The organism is Paenibacillus paludis (genome assembly GCF_042610515.1).
GTDB lineage: Bacteria > Bacillota > Bacilli > Paenibacillales > Paenibacillaceae > Paenibacillus_AQ.
Window position 1 is genome coordinate 54463 of sequence record NZ_JBGJZP010000007.1, and the last position, 14624, is coordinate 69086.

Consider the following 14624-nt stretch of genomic DNA (forward strand, 5'->3'; position numbering starts at 1 on the left):
TGGCGGGAAATGAGAGCCAATAAGCATTCGTATATTTTGATGGCGCCGTATATGATATTGTTCGCCGTATTTACGGTCTTGCCTGTCTTGGTCTCGATCGTGCTTAGCTTCACATACTTCAATATGTTGGAGTTTCCGAAGTTTATAGGCTGGCAGAACTATACCCGCTTATTTCTGGAAGATGATGTCTTTCTGATTGCCCTCAAAAACACACTGTTATTCGCAGTGATCACAGGGCCGATTAGTTATATCGCCTGTTTTGTTTTTGCCTGGATCATTAATGAGCTGTCTCCAAAGCTTAGAGCTGTAATGACGCTCGTCTTTTATGCGCCTTCCATTTCGGGAAATGTCTATTTCATTTGGCTCATGATCTTCTCCGGAGACCGGTATGGAATCATGAACGGATTATTACTGAAGTTTGGCTTTATCCTGGAGCCGATCCAATGGCTCAAAACGGAAGGCTACATTATGCCTATCATCATCCTTGTTCAATTATGGCTCAGTCTCGGAACAGGGTTCCTCACGTTCATTGCAGGCCTGCAGACTGTTGATGGAACGTTATATGAAGCGGGAGCTGTGGACGGGATCAAAAATCGCTGGCAGGAGCTGTGGTACATCACCTTGCCTTCCATGCGCCCGCAATTGATGTTCGGTGCCGTTATCCAGATAACGACCGCGTTTGCCGTAGCTGATGTTTCGATTGCGCTGGCAGGGTTCCCGAGCGTGAACTATGCAGCGGAAACCATCGTCACACATTTGATTGATTTTGGCACAACCCGATTTGAAATGGGCTACGCTTCAGCTATTGCTACCGTGTTGTTCTTGATCATGGTTGGATCGAACCTAATTGTTCAAAAACTGCTTAGAAAGGTGGGTGAATAGAGGCATGAATATCCCCTTTCAAATGAATGCAAAACAACGGTTAAGCCGGTCGATCCGAATGCCGAAAAAGCGGGTGAACCGTTCAGCATGGGGCACTTTATCTTTATTCGCCCTGCTCACCGTATTTGGAGCATTTATGATTCTACCGCTTGTATACGCTATTAATAATGCGTTCAAGCCGCTGGATGAAATCTTTATCTTCCCGCCGACGTTATTTGTCCGCCATCCAACGATGAACAACTTTATAGATCTGTTTAATCTGCTCGGAAATTCCTGGGTTCCGTTCTCGCGGTATATTTTCAATACGGTATTTATTACCGGCACGGGTATTGTCGGTCACGTATTGCTGGCCTCGGCAGCGGCGTACCCTCTCGCTAAACATCATTTTCCCGGCAAAAAGATATTGTTCAGCATCGTTGTCTTGTCGCTTATGTTTACGCCGGCAGTAACCGCGATGCCAAACTATATGATCATGTCCTGGCTCGGGTTGATTGATACTTACTGGGCAGTCATTATTCCGGCGTTTGCTTATTCACTGGGTTTATATTTAATGAAGCAATTTATGGAACAGATTCCGGATGTGCTGCTGGAAGCCGCTAAGATAGACGGGGCAAGCGAATACCGCATTTTTTGGTCCATCGTTATGCCTAACGTAAAGCCGGCTTGGCTGACGCTCATCATTCTATTATTCCAAATTCTATGGGGCAGTGACGGGAACGGGTTCATTTACAGTGAACAGCTGAAGTCGCTTCATTTTGCGGCGGGCCAAGTGGTGGCCGGGGGAATTGCCCGTTCCGGTGCAGCGGCGGCGGTAGCTCTTATTTTAATGAGCGTACCCATTACGCTGTTTGTTTTTTCGCAGAGCCGGATTATAGAGACGATGGCTACTTCGGGAATGAAGGACTAAGGGGGGAAGACAGTTGATAGCAAAAAAATGGCTGCCCGCGGTTATGGCAGCATCCCTGCTGTTATGTTATGCAGCTCCTGCGCCGGCGTCTGCTGAATCTACGCCCTATGAGAGCTACAACTATAATTACTGGGAAGAAGCGGTACCTGCTCCTGCTGCTTATGTACCTGATCGTACCCTATCCGGAAAGGAACTCGGTGTGGGCGATTTTCTGGATCCCGGCGATATGGTCGTTGCGGCAAGCGGACTGATCTATATTGCTGATAGCGGGAACGGACGGATTATTTGTCTGGATAGCGACTGGAAGGTCAATAAGGTCATTAGCGGCTTCGATAACAAGGGTAAAGCGGAAAAATTCAAGAATCCAAGCGGATTATATGTTAATCAGGAAGGTAATCTGTTTATTGCCGATACGGATAACGGGCGCATTGTTGTTCTGTCCCCGGAAGGGGACTTGCTACGAATGATAGAGCAGCCGAAGTCCGATATTTTACCGGCTGACTTCAAGTTTATTCCTGTTAAAGTGACCGTAGACCAGGCGGAACGTGTCTATGTCATCGCTAAAGGGATATTCGAAGGGATTATGCAGTTTGATAAAAACGGCGACTTTATCGGTTATGTCGGTACGAACAAGGTGAAGCGTGACTATACCGAATATTTATGGCGGTTACTCTCCACCAAGGCGCAGAAAGCGCAGATGGCACTATTTGTGCCTACAGAGTTTTCCAATATTGATGTTGATTCTAAAGGGTTTCTGTATGCCACGAATATTGATCCGGGCTCGAAGGAACCGATAAAACGTCTGAATCCATCTGGTGAGGATGTGCTGAAGCGATTCGGATACTTTGATGTTAAAGGTGATATCAGGTTCCGCAACTCTATAGGACCTTCTAAGTTCACGGATATTAAAGTTCTTGCCAACGGGATGTACAGTGCTCTTGATGCTAACCAGGGCAAAGTGTTCACGTACAACGATGAAGGTGACCTTCTCTATGTGTACGGCGGTAAAGGCAACCAGGTCGGAACCTTCAAAATACCGGCAGCCATAGAATTCTCTGGCGGGAACCAGCTCGTACTTGACCGCGGCAAAGGAAACATAGTCATCTTCAAGCCAACCCGGTTTGGCACAAGCGTCAATCAAGCGGTAGGGTATCACTATAATGGCGAGGATACCCGGGCTGTCCCGGTGTGGAAGGAAGTTCTGAAGCTGAATTCCAACTATGATATTGCTTATATCGGCATTGGCAAATCATTGCTGATGGACAAAAGCAATAAAGAGGCGCTGAAATATTTCAAGCTCGGAATGGACCGCGACGGTTATTCTGTAGCCTTCAAACGGTACCGCAGGGAAGTCATGCAGGAGCACTTCGGAACATTTCTAACCGTGATAATGATCCTGGTGTCAGGATGGCTTGCTTTCAGGCTCTTTCGCTTCTGGAGAAGAAAGCGGCTGTCAGGAAGATCCCGGCAGGCTTCGCAAAACCTTAAGGAGGGTAAAGCCCATGAGGCAGGATTTCATTAAATTCCCGCTGCACCTCATTGTGCATCCGTTTGATAGCTTTTGGGATATGAAGTATGAAGGAAAAGGTAAAATCCGGGTAACGTTGACGATTTTACTGCTTGTAGTTATTTCGATGGTTTTAAAAAATCAGTTCGCAGGATTCCTTGTCAATTATAATGATCCGCGTCATCTGAATAGTATCATACAATTATTAACGATTGTATTTCCCTTCTTTCTGTGGTGCTTATCAAACTGGGCAATCACAACTTTAATGGATGGGGAAGGGAAATTCAAAGAAATTATGATGGCCACAGGTTATGCGCTTGTCCCCATCGTGATCATTTATACGCCGATGATTATTGCAAGCCGGTTTATGGCGGAGGAAGAAACGGCTTTTTATTATTTGATGATGTCGATCTCCTCCATATGGTTTGTAGCTCTTTTATTCGTTGGTATTATGACCGTCCATCAATATACCGTGCTCAAAACAGTGGTAACGATGCTGCTCACGGTTGTTGTCATGGGAATTGTCATATTTCTGGGGACGCTCGTATTAAGTATGCTCCAGCAAATCATCGAGTTCTTCGTTAACATTTATCGGGAATTAACTTTCCGTACGTAAAGGAGGCCGCACCTGTGAAAAATCGTAAAATGCTGGTTGCGGTACTCGCCTGTGCCGCAGCTATTCTAATTCTTGCCGGTTCTGCCCTGTTCTTCACATCCCGCGGAGTAAAGGCTGTTGAAGCCTCCTCCTATATGGAAGTAACTGCTGAACTGGAAGCCGGAAGCGAGCTAACTGCACTGCCTGATTCGTCCAAGGGTGTACCGGGAATGCAACTGGTAGCCGACGATACGGAGCTGTCTTTATACTACAATCCTGAAACCACGGAAGTAGCGGTTAAGGATAAACGCCAAGGTCATATCTGGTACAGCAATCCTGTCAACCGCGAAGAGGATGCTCTGGCTTCGGGGTTCGAGAAAGAGCTGCTGTCATCGCAGTTAACAGTGTTGTTCCGTGATGCTGTAGGCACACTAGAATCCTATACGAACTTTGCCCAGAGCATCGGCAGCAAACAGTTTACTGCCGAAAGCATTAAGAATGGACTTCGTATTGTGTATACGATTGGAGATACGTCGATCGGAATCGACGCACTGCCTAAGTATATAAGCAAGACGAGAATGGAAGAAAAGGTTCTGTCCAAGCTCGATAAGCCCACGGCAAAATACGTAGGGCTCCGCTACTACCCGAAAGAGGGCGACCCGGAGGTGCTGGAGCGCATAGATGCACAAGTCTCCAAACCGCTGGTGCTGAGCAAAATGACAGCGGCCTTTACCAAGTCCGGTTATTCTGCAGAAGACCTGGCGTTCGATAATCAGGAGAATGGAGCGGGGGACGGGGCCGGAACGACCAAGCCGAATTTTATTGTTCCGCTGGAATACCGGTTAGACGGGGGATCTCTGGTTGTATCCGTCCCTGTAAACCAAGTTAAGGAAAGCGGGGACTATCAGATTCGCAGCCTTGAGGTGCTCAATATGTTCGGTGCTGCCGATCAGCAGACCGATGGCTATATGCTCGTTCCTGACGGTTCCGGCAGCCTGATCCATTTGAATAATGGAAAAGTGAAGGAAGAGCAGTATGTACAGCGTGTGTATGGCCCCGACCCGAATGATAACAGCTATAGACGCGGGCAAGTCAGTGAGAATGCCAGAATGCCGGTGTTTGGATTAAAGGCTGGTGATGCTGCCTGGTTCGCCGTGATCGAAAAAGGGGACGCCATAGCCAGCATAGCCGCCGATATCAGCGGCAAGAAGAACTCGTACAATTTCATTCACAGCAGCTACACCTTGCGGGGTGAGGATGAGCTTGAGCTGTACACCGGATCTACCATTCAGGAAATACAGCTCCTGAATGAGGAAATTTACAAAGGCGATATTCAAGTTCGCTACAGCTTCCTGAACAATGACGAGGCCAGCTATTCAGGAATGGCTGAGCTGTACCGGAATAAGCTGGTGACGGAGAAATCACTGCAGCCTTTAGAGGAGGGACAGGGTATTCCTTTTTATCTGGATATGCTGGGGGCTGTCGACAAACAAAAGTCATTTCTTGGCGTACCTTACCGGTCCGAGGTGGCAATGACCTCCTTTGAGCAGGCTGCGCAGATTGCCGATCAATTGAAGCAGGACGGCATTGACCGGCTGCTTATGCGCTATACCGGCTGGTCTTCCAAAGGTGTAAACCATGCTACACCCAATAAGCTGAAGACTGAAGATGTGCTGGGAAGCAAGTCGGAGCTCCTTACATTAACGGAAAAGTTGGAGCAATCAGGCGGGACGTTATTCCCCGATGTGGCCTTCCAGCAGATTTACCATGATGATAGCGGCTTTACACCTTCCTCCGACGCATCCAGATTCGTGACAAGGGAAGAGGCAGAGCTCTATCCATACAATCGGGCATACAACGGGATGGATATGACGCTCGGAAGCTACTATTTATTGTCCCCTGCCAAGCTGCCTTATTACGTTGACGAGTTTATGAACAAGTATAAATCCTTCGGGATGAAAGGCGTATCTCTGCGGGATCTCGGCAATGTACTCAGCTCGGATTTCCGGGTTAGCCGTGTTATACAGCGGGAAACGGCCAAACAAATCGTGGAAGAGCAGCTCAGTAAACTCGACCAGAATATCGATCAAACCATGATCGCAGGGGGGAATGCCTACGCATGGCCTTACTCCGATCATCTGATCAATGTACCGTCATCCTCCAGCGGATTCTTGCTGACCGATGAAGAGATCCCTTTCTATGAAATGGTTGTTCATGGCTTTATCAACTATGCAGGGACTCCGGTTAATCTGAGTGATGAGCAGGATCTCAAGCAGCAGATGCTCCGCTCAATTGAGCTGGGTGCAGCACCCTATTTCTCGTGGTCCTATGAACCCTCCTCCAAGCTGAAGTTCACTCATTTTGACAGCAAGTATGCAACCTATTACAAAGATTGGTACGATCAGGCGGTTTCGATGTACAAGGAAGTCAATAAAGTACTCTCCCCCGTACAGAATGCGCAAATCGTGAACCATATACGCCATCAGGAGGGTGTTGTGGAGGTGCAGTACAGTAATGGTATTTCGATTTATGTGAATCACACAGATAAGGATGTCACCGTCCATGGGTTCGCAATCGGAGCCGGACAATATGGGATAGAAGGTGAGCAGTCATGAGAGGAAGTAAGCTCAGCTTAAATCACAAGCGCTCTTTTCTGGGAATAGCCTTTATTGCGCCATGGCTGCTTGGGTTCGTGTTCATGTTCGCAACTCCGCTCATTCAGTCCATCAAATTCAGCTTCAGTAAATTAACTGTAGATCCATCAGGCTTCTCCTTAGATTGGGTAGGCTGGTCCAACTTCAACAATGCTTTGTTCGTAGATGCAACCTTTAACCGGGTATTAACCGAATCTGTCAGGGATATGGTGCTTAACGTTCCGATGATCCTGTTCTTCAGCCTTTTCTCGGCAACGCTGCTGAATCAGAAGTTTCGGGGGAGAATTCTGGCCCGGGCCATATTTTTTCTGCCGGTCATTCTGGCCTCTAACGCGATATCGGCGGCAGAAGCGTCCGGACTGATCAATCTGGTTGGTGATGCGACGGCTGTCAACGAATTGGGCCAATCGGGCTCACAGTACAATGTCATGTCGATGGTTATGATTCTGAGTGATATCGGGTTGCCGCTGTCGTTCGTGGATTATATTGTAGACGCGATCCTGCGGATCTATGAGATTATTACGAGTTCGGGCGTACAAATTCTGATCTTTCTGGCCGCGCTGCAGTCTGTTCCCGGGGCGATGTATGAGGTGGCGAAGATTGAAGGGGCAACCGCCTATGAATCCTTTTGGAAAATCACATTCCCGCTAGTGAGCCCGCTCATCTTGACCAACGTTATTTATACCATTATCGACTCCTTCTCGGGTAGCAGCGTGACCCAAATGATATTCTCAACCGCATTCACCACACAAAACTTCGGTCTCAGTGCGGCGATGTCCTGGATCTATACGCTGATTATCAGCCTCGTCCTGGTTATCGTTGGTTACGTACTGTCTAAAAGAGTGCATTACAACTGATTAATAGCAAAGGAGGGTACGGCTATGCAATCTCCTCAACCCGTTCACAGAGAAGCGAATCACTATAGAGTTCAGAAGGTCAGAGGTAAGGCAGTTGATATTTTGTATGCATTGTTCCGGTACGCACTTGTCATCGGGATTTCATTTATTATTATTTACCCGCTGCTTATGAAATTCTCCATCGCCTTCAAGGATAAAGCAGATATTTATAATCCGACGATTTATATGATACCGGTCCACTTTACGCTGGATAACATCAAGATGGCGATGCAGATTCTGGATTATTTTCCGCTGCTGGGGAATACCTTGCTCTTCGTCGTAGTGACAACGCTGCTGACTACGGCTTCCTGCGCCTTGGCGGGTTATGGCTTTGCCCGGTTCAACTTTCCGGGAAGCAACATCCTGTTTGCGCTCGTCATTCTAACCTTGCTTGTACCTACCAGCACACTGATGGTGCCTATGTACCTGCATTTTAGAAGCTTTGATATTCTGGGGATTATTCATCTGATCACAGGCAAAGAAGGCATCAACCTGCTCAATACGTATTGGCCTTCCATTATTACATCAGCGACAGCGATTGGATTAAAAGCAGGCTTGTTCATCTATATTTTCCGCCAATTCTTCAAAGGAATGCCGAAAGAAATTGAAGAAGCCGCTTTGATTGACGGCGCGGGAGGCGTTAAAACATTCCTGCGAATCATGCTGCCTAATGCAGTCTCCCCGATGATCACAGTCATTTTGTTCTGCTTTGTCTGGCAGTATAACGATACCTTCTTTACCTCCCTCTTCATGAGTGAAGTGGCGCTTATGCCTACGAAGGTCAGCTCGCTGGCGGCTCAGGCCAATGCCTTGCTTCCGGGGTTGCTTGGGATAGGTGCAGGCGGCTCTAGTATTAAGGCAGATCCAAACCATGTGGCCATGATTATTGATACCGGCATCTTGCTGGCCATTATCCCGCTGATCTTGCTGTATATGGTGGTGCAGCGTTATTTCGTAGAAAGCGTTGAGCGCAGCGGTATTATTGGTTAACAGAATACGTTGCTTCATGGAGAAATGAAATGCTGGAGACCCGCGTAATGTGCCTCCAGCATTTTTTATTAGGAAGGGAGCCGGATAATGAAGCCTAAACGTTTGTTCGTCATGATTTGTATGTTGCTGCTTGCCGTAACAGTGACGGCTCTACCTGCGCATGCAGAAACCAAAGAAAAGAGGAGTGCCATGCAAGCTTACGTCGAAGCCATCGGACCGGGCTGGAATCTAGGAAATACCTTCGAAGCTACGGGTGAGGAAACTTCATGGGGAAACCCGAGTACAACCCAGGCATTTATTAAGCAAATTGCTGCTGAAGGCTACAAAAGCATCCGCATCCCGATTACCTGGAAGCACCGGATGGGCGGCGCTCCTGATTATGTGATCCAGAAAGAGTTTATGGCACGGATTCAAGAAATCGTCGACTGGTCGCTGGCTGCGGATCTTCATGTCATCATTAACCTTCATCACGATACGGGCTGGGTCCTGAACATGGAGACGGAGCATGATGATGTGGTTGCCAGATTCAATGCGGCCTGGACGCAGATTGCGGGGCATTTCAAGGATTATCCGGACACGCTGATGTTTGAGAGCCTGAATGAGCCGCGCTTTTCCGAGGATTGGAGCAAGGACACCCCTGAATATTTTACGATGCTGGATGAACTGAATGTTTCTTTTCATGCTATCGTTCGTCATTCCGGCGGGAATAACAATAAGCGTCCGCTCGTACTTTCTACTCTTACGGCTGCTCCAACCCAGGCCAGACTGGATGAGTTAGCCAAAACCATTACGAAATTAAACGACGATAGGCTGATTGCGACATTCCACTACTATGGATATTATGCGTTCAGCGTGAACCTTGGAGGTTCGACCACATTCGATAACACGGCCAGGGAGGATCTGATTCAGGCTTTCGACCGGGCTTACGACACCTTCACCGCCAAAGGGATTCCTGTTATCGTGGGGGAGTTTGGCCTGCTTGGGTTCGATAAATCGCTGGATACTGTTCAGCATGGCGAAATTTTGAAGTTTTTTGAATACATCACCTACTATGCCCGGGAAAAAAAGATGCCGCTGATGCTGTGGGATAACGGCCAGCATTTCGATAGGCGCACCCTCAAGTGGGTGGATGAGGAGCTTCATCAGGTGATGAAGCAGGGCTGGAAGGGCCGCTCCTCCAACGCGGAAACGGATTCGGTCTATATTCTTAAAGATTCGGAAGTTAAGGATCTGGTCATTCCCCTGAATTTGAACGGGAATACCTTCACCGCTCTGCTCAATCAGGAAAATGCGTTAGTGAAAGGTACGGATTATGAGCTTGACGGAGAAAACTTAATCCTCAAATCTGCATTGCTGCAAAAGCTTGTCACGAAGAAGTATGGAATAAATGCGACCTTAACCGCTACGTTCAGTGCAGGTGCCGACTGGAAAATAAATATTATTTATTATGACACGCCCAGCCTGATTAGTGCGCAAGCCCCGGAGGGGATATTCACGATCCCGACCTGGTTCAACGGGGGCAGCCTGGCGACATTGGAAGCCGTCTATACGGCTGGCGGCAATGCCGGTCCCAATGATTGGACTCCCTTCAAGGAGTACAAACGTACCTTCTATCCAGACTATACCACTGGAGAGATCAAGTTCACGGACGAATTCTGGAAGGAGGTGAAGGATGGAGAAGTGCAGCTGAAGCTGCATTTCTGGAGCGGCGCAGTGATCCCGTATACGATTACAAAAGCAAACGGGAAGATCGTAGGAGTATCCGCAGAGGAAGCGAAGGAGAAAGCAGCGGTAGAACAAGCGGTAGAACAAGTAGCTGAAACACCGGCAGATACACAGACAGACTCTGGCGATTCAGCAGCAACAGCCGTTTCAGCACAGCTCTCCGGCGATGACTCCTCATCAGATGAAGGAAATCATATCCTAAGCATCTCGGTAGCGGTAGCCTCACTCATGGTTTTGGCAGGTGCGGGGGTGTACTGGTGGAGAGCAAAGAGGGATAAGAAACATTAATGGGATGTCGCTATATAGAATGAACTTAATAACTACACAAAAGGGCCAAAGTAACGGAGGGGAATTTTGGAACTGTAGGAGCGATAGCGACCGCCTGAAAGCTTTCCGTAGGAAAGCTCTCTTCGGAAGCATAACCAGTCACCGGATTTCCACCGCATATAGCGGTCAAATCAAGAAATTCTTACGACAACAGCGGCCGGAAGTCCAAATATTCACCGCAGTTACGTCCTCGCCCAAAATGGGGGAATCTTAAATTGGAGACCACTTGAACATTTGGATACAGCACAAACAAGTCTTCTTGCCAGGTTTTACTCTGGCAGGTTAGAATACGATTATCCTGCAGAGCCAGTAAAAATAAACGATACGACAAGCAGCAGGCCTCTCTTTGGAAGCTTGCTGTTTGTTGTATCGGCAAATTCTTCGGGGGAATTTGAAGGGTGGTCCGAAATGGCGAATACCATAACAAGATCAGACGCAGTGGCGGATCAGGAGATTAGGTGTTCAAACGGCTTATTTTCCGTAGTGATATCCGTACTTGCACTGAGTGGATCGCGGATTGCAAGAACATCGGATGAGAAGGATTTCATTATATGGCTGGCCGAGCATGATCAATCTGTACTGGGAAGTGGTACCTGCGGCTTTACAATCTCGGAAATGCCATGGTCAAGAGACCGGATGCAACTGGAGAAGAGCTTTTTAGACACAACCATTGAGGGGGCCATCCGCTGCTTGGGATGGAGCATGCTCGATTATACGCCCAATGTAACCATGCTCGAACCTGCACTTAATCAGTTTAGGACGCTTGTAAACGAATTGCAGGAGACGGAAATCGATTTTGCTGTTGGCCAGTTGTGGCGGGAGGAGCAAGAAGCGGAACGGACCCTTCCGGGTGAATATCCTGTATGTGGTCAACATCATGTTCTTTTATGCTGGCATGGGTGTGTTATTTGTCATGAGAACGCCGGAATACTTCCTGCCGATTCTGATTCAAATGGCCGGTAGCAGGGCTATGGTATAGAGAGGGTTGTTCAATTACATAGGGAGGCACACACATGCTGAAATCATTGCAAGCGATTGAATCGTACCGTGAAGGGGAAGAGTTGCCCGCAAAGGCATTTCCCTGGCTGAAATATATTGTTCAGGCTGAGCAAACCATTGTCAATCTGGAGCGGGTGGAATCGCTGCGCGAACTGGATGAGCAGAATCCTGTGCTGGATTATGTGGAGCGGAGCTTACGCCTGCTGGATAGCCTGCCTTTGTCCTACTGGATCAAGGAACTGGCCGAGGAGACACTGGTCTGGTCGGAGACGGCAAAAGGCGGAACTTCCCGCCAGCGCAGGATGTGGCAGCTGGAGGGCATTAATTGTTTCGTACATAATATTGGCTCGGCACAGCTGTACTGGCGGTATGCCGGGGGAGATCCGGCAACAGAGCATAAAGCGCAAGCGGGCCAGCTCACGGCGGCAGGGGTAGCAGATGCGGAGAAGACGATGATCGTACACCGGCTGATCGAGACTCACGGACTGATCGGGCAGCAGATTCGCGGTGAGGTTCCGCCGTCCGCTAACCGTCCGCTGTCAGCCATGGTGGAGGAAGGGCTTCTGACTGCAGATGAGCTGGAACGGCTGCTGTTCGCGCTGAACCATTGCATCATTTCCGCCGTTTCCCCCGAGCTGTGGCAGGAGGTGCGCGCGGAGGTTATGGAGCTGATTGCGGCAATCGCATCAGGCGCTCTGGATGTCCCGCTGCCGATGAAGGAACGGCTGGAGCGGATGCGATCGGGGCCGATTGCCAAAGGGGAGGATTTCGGCAGCGAATGGAGCAGGCTGGAGTCTGAAGGATTTCGGCCTTCCTTGCTGGAACCGCTGCAGCCCCTTACCTTCTGGTATGTGGAGTCGGCACTCCAGACCTTCTCGCTGGAGCAATTCCTGAAAGTGATAGCTTTGACCGCCTGCGGTGCCGAGCTTTCCGGTCTGAATCATATCAGCTTTGAGGCTGTCATGAATTCGCTCCATTATGACTATAAAGGCGTGAAGAAGATCAATGTGTACAAGAAGCGGATTATTGAGAAGTATTTGTCGGAATTAACCTGGCAGGATATCACGAGCGGAACCATGTCTTCCGGTAATCCGCATCTTGCCCACCGGCTCCGTAGGCAGGCTCACTTGCCGGATACGGTGTTCTTTGATTTTGAATTCTCACCCGCTGCGGAGAAGCTGATCGAATTCTGTATGGAAGCCGAGAAATCAGCCTTGTATGAACGGGCGGTACTGCTGCTGTTCGATCTGTTCGATCTGCGCCGCGATGCCTTTGACCGGTTCCATAACGAGGACAGCTATTTGAGCCAGATGAATGATACAGGTGATTATAAAGCAGTGATTCTGGAGTATGTCACCGGCAGCAAAGTGCTGGATATCGGACCCGGCGGAGGTGTGCTGCTGGATTTGATTGAAGCGCGTATGCCGGATGTCATTCCGGTCGGCATTGATATTTCCAGCAATGTGATTGAAGCGCTGCGGCAGCGCAAGCAGCGGGAAGGGCACCGCTGGGAGGTACTGCAGGGCGATGCGCTGAACCTGAAGGATTTCGTGGACACTGGCAGCGTAGACACCGTCATTTTCTCATCAATACTGCATGAGCTGTATTCGTATGTGCCGCTGGATGGCGTCAAATTCAATCACGGGACAGTGGCCGCAGCTCTGCGCAGCGCCTTTGATGTGCTGTCGGCCGGCGGTGTGATCATCATCCGTGACGGAATTATGAGCGAACCGGAGAGTGATCAGCGCCGCGTACGGTTTCTGGAGGAGGACGGGATGGCCTGGCTTGCACGTTATGCTAAGGATTTTGCCGGACGCCAAATTCAGTATTCGGTGACCGGTGAACAAGAGGTGCTGATGCCTGTGAATGATGCCATGGAATTTCTGTATACCTACACTTGGGGAGAAGAAGCGTATATCCATGAGGTCCAGGAACAGTTCGGTTATTTCACTCCCAGCCAGTATGCCGATTTTATCAAACACAGTCTGGGCGAAAGGGCGAAGGTTGAAGTGTTCCGGCACTATTTGCAGGAGGGTTATACGGAGGCGCTGCAGGGCAGGGTGGTCGTTATGGACGAAAGCGGTCAAGAGGTGGCGTTGCCGGACAGTACCTGCTTTATTGTGATCCGGAAAGCATAAGTGCATTGATCTCAGGAAGGCTGAAGCAGCGTGTGCAGCGTGTAGGAATGATGCGGGACGAATTGCCTCGCAGTGATGATCTAACTTTACAGATGATGTATTCAGATAGTATTATAATCAGCGTATTGTTGTGATGATCATGACCGGTGAAGGAGACTGTGTATATGGGCAAGCAGAACCAAGCGCAAATTGCATACGACAGCATTCTTCGGGATATCAAAGAGAACCAGCTAACCCAAGGCCAGCCCATTATAGAAGAAGAATACGCCAAGAAGCTGGATATGAGCCGGACTCCGGTAAGAGAAGCGATCAGACTATTGTCCGTCGAAGGATTTGTGACCGTGTACCCTCGAAAAGGTGCGTATGTCAGTGTACTGACAGCAGAAGATGTGAAGGAATGTTACGAAATGATGGAAGCCGTTGAGGGGATGATCGCTTATCTGGCTGCACAACAGCCTTCTACTGAGCATGTTAACCAGCTTACGGAACTGATCGGCAGAATGAATGAGCAAAAAAGTCTGTCTAACTTCCATCAGTGGAAGGAATATGACATCGAATTTCACCGGACCCTGCACCGCATGTGCCCTAATAAGCTACTCATTTATCATGTGGAAAAGCTGTTCCACAAAACCTACCAAATTCAGACCCGGTTTGTGGCGGGAGTCAATTTGGAGAAGGCGACAGAGGAGCATCAATTCATACTCGATGCAATCATCGCTAAAGATTCCGAGAAAGCCAGGCATTATACACAGCAGAATTGGAACAGAGCCAGAAATGAACTGGTGAACTACGGATACAACGATAAGCTGTAGGTATCCTGAAAGGTTCATTTTGCAGCTTACAACACATTGGTATCGTATGGACAAGCCATTTGTTGCGCCCTCGATGGGCGTAAACGAGTGGTTTTTTTGTTGTGTGTCATGTTATATTACATTTAATTCGATAAAAATATCTTTTCATCCCCCTAATGTAACTTTTGTTGACAAGGAACATCCTTGTACGTA

General features: G+C 48.6%; 11 protein-coding genes. All 11 read left to right on the top strand.

What is annotated here, in order from left to right; genetic code table 11:
- Positions 1–9: 9 nt before the first annotated feature.
- The 11 genes from ACAN56_RS15285 (at position 10) to ACAN56_RS15335 (ending at position 14432) form a co-directional block, all read left to right on the top strand.
- Positions 10–882, top strand: coding sequence for a carbohydrate ABC transporter permease (locus ACAN56_RS15285; RefSeq protein WP_081966099.1), 873 nt, complete (start codon positions 10–12; stop codon positions 880–882).
- A 58-nt stretch (positions 883–940) separates the two neighbouring features.
- Positions 941–1789, top strand: coding sequence for a carbohydrate ABC transporter permease (locus ACAN56_RS15290; protein WP_379144308.1), 849 nt, complete (start codon positions 941–943; stop codon positions 1787–1789).
- Between the two features lie 13 nt (positions 1790–1802).
- Positions 1803–3311: a gluconolactonase gene (locus ACAN56_RS15295; RefSeq protein WP_379143879.1), complete on the top strand. Its 1509-nt coding sequence runs from the start codon at positions 1803–1805 to the stop codon at positions 3309–3311.
- On the top strand, positions 3292–3912 hold the full coding sequence (locus ACAN56_RS15300; protein ID WP_038586172.1) for a YIP1 family protein: 621 nt from the start codon (positions 3292–3294) through the stop codon (positions 3910–3912). The genes ACAN56_RS15295 and ACAN56_RS15300 overlap by 20 nt, the downstream gene beginning before the upstream one ends.
- Positions 3913–3926: 14 nt before the next feature.
- Complete coding sequence (locus ACAN56_RS15305; RefSeq protein WP_379143882.1) at positions 3927–6506, top strand: DUF5696 domain-containing protein; 2580 nt, start codon at positions 3927–3929, stop codon at positions 6504–6506.
- Positions 6503–7402 (top strand): carbohydrate ABC transporter permease, encoded by a 900-nt coding sequence (locus tag ACAN56_RS15310; protein WP_379143884.1) that lies wholly within the window; start codon positions 6503–6505, stop codon positions 7400–7402. Before ACAN56_RS15305 ends, ACAN56_RS15310 begins: the two co-directional genes overlap by 4 nt.
- Before the next feature lie 24 nt (positions 7403–7426).
- Positions 7427–8431: a carbohydrate ABC transporter permease gene (locus ACAN56_RS15315; protein ID WP_379143887.1), complete on the top strand. Its 1005-nt coding sequence runs from the start codon at positions 7427–7429 to the stop codon at positions 8429–8431.
- Between the two features lie 87 nt (positions 8432–8518).
- A complete protein-coding gene (locus tag ACAN56_RS15320) occupies positions 8519–10444 on the top strand; it encodes a cellulase family glycosylhydrolase (RefSeq protein WP_379143889.1) in 1926 nt (641 codons plus the stop codon).
- Between the two features lie 447 nt (positions 10445–10891).
- On the top strand, positions 10892–11446 hold the full coding sequence (locus ACAN56_RS15325; RefSeq protein ID WP_379143891.1) for a hypothetical protein: 555 nt from the start codon (positions 10892–10894) through the stop codon (positions 11444–11446).
- 50 nt (positions 11447–11496) lie between these two features.
- Complete coding sequence (locus ACAN56_RS15330) at positions 11497–13620, top strand: class I SAM-dependent methyltransferase (protein WP_038586187.1); 2124 nt, start codon at positions 11497–11499, stop codon at positions 13618–13620.
- A gap of 164 nt (positions 13621–13784) precedes the next feature.
- A complete protein-coding gene (locus ACAN56_RS15335; protein WP_038586190.1) occupies positions 13785–14432 on the top strand; it encodes a GntR family transcriptional regulator in 648 nt (215 codons plus the stop codon).
- Positions 14433–14624 lie beyond the last annotated feature (192 nt).

Coding starts and splice junctions, on each gene's coding strand:
- ACAN56_RS15285 (WP_081966099.1), top strand. CDS start 10: ATGAGAGCCAATAAGCATTCGTATATTTTGATGGCGCCGTATATGATA.
- ACAN56_RS15315 (WP_379143887.1), top strand. CDS start 7,427: ATGCAATCTCCTCAACCCGTTCACAGAGAAGCGAATCACTATAGAGTT.
- ACAN56_RS15310 (WP_379143884.1), top strand. CDS start 6,503: ATGAGAGGAAGTAAGCTCAGCTTAAATCACAAGCGCTCTTTTCTGGGA.
- ACAN56_RS15320 (WP_379143889.1), top strand. CDS start 8,519: ATGAAGCCTAAACGTTTGTTCGTCATGATTTGTATGTTGCTGCTTGCC.
- ACAN56_RS15290 (WP_379144308.1), top strand. CDS start 941: ATGCCGAAAAAGCGGGTGAACCGTTCAGCATGGGGCACTTTATCTTTA.
- ACAN56_RS15335 (WP_038586190.1), top strand. CDS start 13,785: ATGGGCAAGCAGAACCAAGCGCAAATTGCATACGACAGCATTCTTCGG.
- ACAN56_RS15325 (WP_379143891.1), top strand. CDS start 10,892: ATGGCGAATACCATAACAAGATCAGACGCAGTGGCGGATCAGGAGATT.
- ACAN56_RS15300 (WP_038586172.1), top strand. CDS start 3,292: ATGAGGCAGGATTTCATTAAATTCCCGCTGCACCTCATTGTGCATCCG.
- ACAN56_RS15330 (WP_038586187.1), top strand. CDS start 11,497: ATGCTGAAATCATTGCAAGCGATTGAATCGTACCGTGAAGGGGAAGAG.